The 2436-nt window shown below is 64.3% G+C and carries 2 protein-coding genes; both read left to right on the forward strand.

Annotation, left to right across the window (positions count from 1 at the left end):
* Positions 1 to 1688: type ISP restriction/modification enzyme (locus BVI061214_RS11915; RefSeq protein WP_346179661.1), on the forward strand; the 1688-nt coding region annotated here is incomplete at its 5' end.
* A 551-nt stretch (positions 1689 to 2239) separates the two neighbouring features.
* Positions 2240 to 2436 (forward strand): beta propeller repeat protein (locus BVI061214_RS13510; RefSeq protein WP_487246347.1); only part of this gene is annotated, 197 nt, incomplete at its 3' end.

Genomic DNA, 2436 nt, shown 5'->3' on the forward strand with positions numbered 1-2436 from the left:
AGCAGGACCCAGAACGTGGTGGAGTCCTGTGCTTCATCACCCCCAGCTCCTACCTCCAGGGTCCGGCCTTCGCCGGGATGCGGGAACACGTCCGCCGGGTAGCGGACCGGGTCTACATCCTGGACCTGGGGGGAGAGGGCAGGGGAGCGGTGAGGGAGGAGAACGTCTTCAACATCCAGACCCCCGTGGCCATCGCCCTGGTGGTGCGGCGCGGCTCCCAGGACTCCCAAACCCCGGCCCAGGTCTTCTACCACCGCCTGGCGGCCACTACCCGGGAGGAGAAGCTGAAGGAGCTGGAGGAGCTTCCCCCCCTCAAGGACATCCCCTTCCGGGAAGCCCCCAGGGACTGGCAAGCCCCCTTCGTCCCCGAGGCGGGCGGGGAGTGGGCCAGGTGGCCCAAGCTCACGGACCTCTTCCCCTGGCAGCACTCGGGAGTACAGTTCAAACGCACCTGGCCCATCGGGCCCACGAAGCAGGTTCTAGAGAAAAGGTGGGCCATGCTCCTAGAGGCTCCTCCAGAGGAAAAGCCCCGCCTCTTCCGGGAAGAGCGAGATCGGAAAGTGAGCCGGGAGTACCGGGGAATATGGAGCCCGGCTTGTCTACCTTCCCTAGAAAGCCTCACCTCTGGGAAACCCCCAGAAGCCATCGTGCGCTACGGCTACCGGAGCTTTGACCGCGCCTGGGCCATCGCAGACGGGAGGGTGTGTAGCTACCCTCGTCCCTCCTTGTGGCAGACCTGGAGCGAGAGGCAGGTCTACCTCACCTCCCTCCTCACCGCCCCCCTAGGGAGAGGACCTGCCCTGGTGGCCACGGCCTGCGTTCCTGACTTGCACCACTTTAGGGGCTCCTTCGGCGGGAAGGATGTCATCCCCCTCTTCCGCGACCGGGAGGGCCGGGAGCCCAACCTAACACGGGGCCTCCTGAAGCTCCTGGAAGCGGCCTACGGCGTTCCCGTCTCCCCCCAGGACTTCGCCGCCTACGTCTACGCCCTCCTGGCCCACCCCGCCTACACGGAACGCTTCGCGGAAGAGCTCAGGGTACCCGGGCCCAGGGCCCCCATTACCAAGGACCCCAGCCTCTTCAGGGAGGGCGTGGAGCTGGGGGCCCACCTCCTCTGGCTCCACACCTACGGGGAACGGTACGCCGAGGGGCGAAGCTGGCCCCCCAAGGGCAGAGCCCGTTGGGCCAAACCCCCCTCCGCCTACCCCGAGGGGCACAGCTACGACCCCGAGACGAGAATCCTTCACGTGGGAGACGGGGAGGTAGAGGACGTAGCCCCAGAGGTCTACGGGTTTGAGGTCTCCGGCTTCCTTCCAGTAGAGAGCTGGCTGGGGTTCCGCCAGAAGAACAGGAGGGGGCGGAGGAGTAGCCCTTTGGATGATGTCGTCCCTTCGGAATGGCCCGCAGACTTAGGCCGGGAGCTTCTGGAACTCCTCTGGGTCTTGGAGAAGACCCTGGAGATCTACCCTGAGCAGAAGGAGCTTCTGCAAAAGGTTTTGGAGGGCCCCCTCTTTACCGTGGATGAGCTTCCGGCCCCGACTCCCGAACAGCGGCGGGAGCCTGGGGGAAAAGAGGAGGAACCTCAAGAAGTTGAGGCGGTTGGAGAGGAGGAGGGAGAGAACGGCGCGGAGCGCGTGGTCCAACCCAGGCTCTTCTCTCCCGGGGGAAGAAACAGGGACGGGGTCTAGAAGATGAGAGGATCCCCTTAGCCGCAGGGACGTTTCCTGAGGCTTTCTGAGCCACCCGGTTGCGTACCCTTCGCTCCCGGGAGGCCTCCTTTCCCTTGTCCCTCCCTGCGGAGTTTATGCGGAGAGGCCAGGGGATCCTCGGCAACGTCCTGCACGCTGGCCCTCGATCTAGTGGCCGAGAGCGGGTGTTCCTTCGCGAAAGCCGACTTTCGCGAACATGGGGAACCTGCACCTCCTCCGGACCTTCCCTGTACTATGGAAGCGGTGTTATAGGAGGCGATCCTTATGAAGAACCTCAGGCTTTACGGAGTGAGACTACTGGTTGCGCTACTGCTGACGCTGGCCGCCTACAACGCTAGTGGAAGTGGAAGCGGGGCAGGCACTACCTGGACCTTACGCAACCCCGGGTTCAATCACCTCAATAGCGTGACCTACGGGAACGGCCTATTCGTGGCGGTGAGAGATTCTCCCTCCGGGAGCGCAATCTATACTTCCAGGAACGGGAGAAGCTGGACAGAACAACCCTCGCCAACTACGAAGTTGCTCAGGGCGTGACCTACGGGAAGGGCCTCTTCGTGGCGGTGGGGGCTAAAGGTACCATCCTCACCTCCCGGGACGGGGTGAGCTGGACCCGGCGCAACTCACCAACGAGCAGGGACCTCTTCGGCGTGGCCTACGGGAACGGCCGCTTTGTGGTGGTGGGGGAAGACGGCACCATCCTCACCTCCCCGGACGGGGTGAGCTGGAC

It is taken from the genome of Thermus aquaticus, assembly GCF_001280255.1.
Classification (GTDB): domain Bacteria; phylum Deinococcota; class Deinococci; order Deinococcales; family Thermaceae; genus Thermus; species Thermus aquaticus.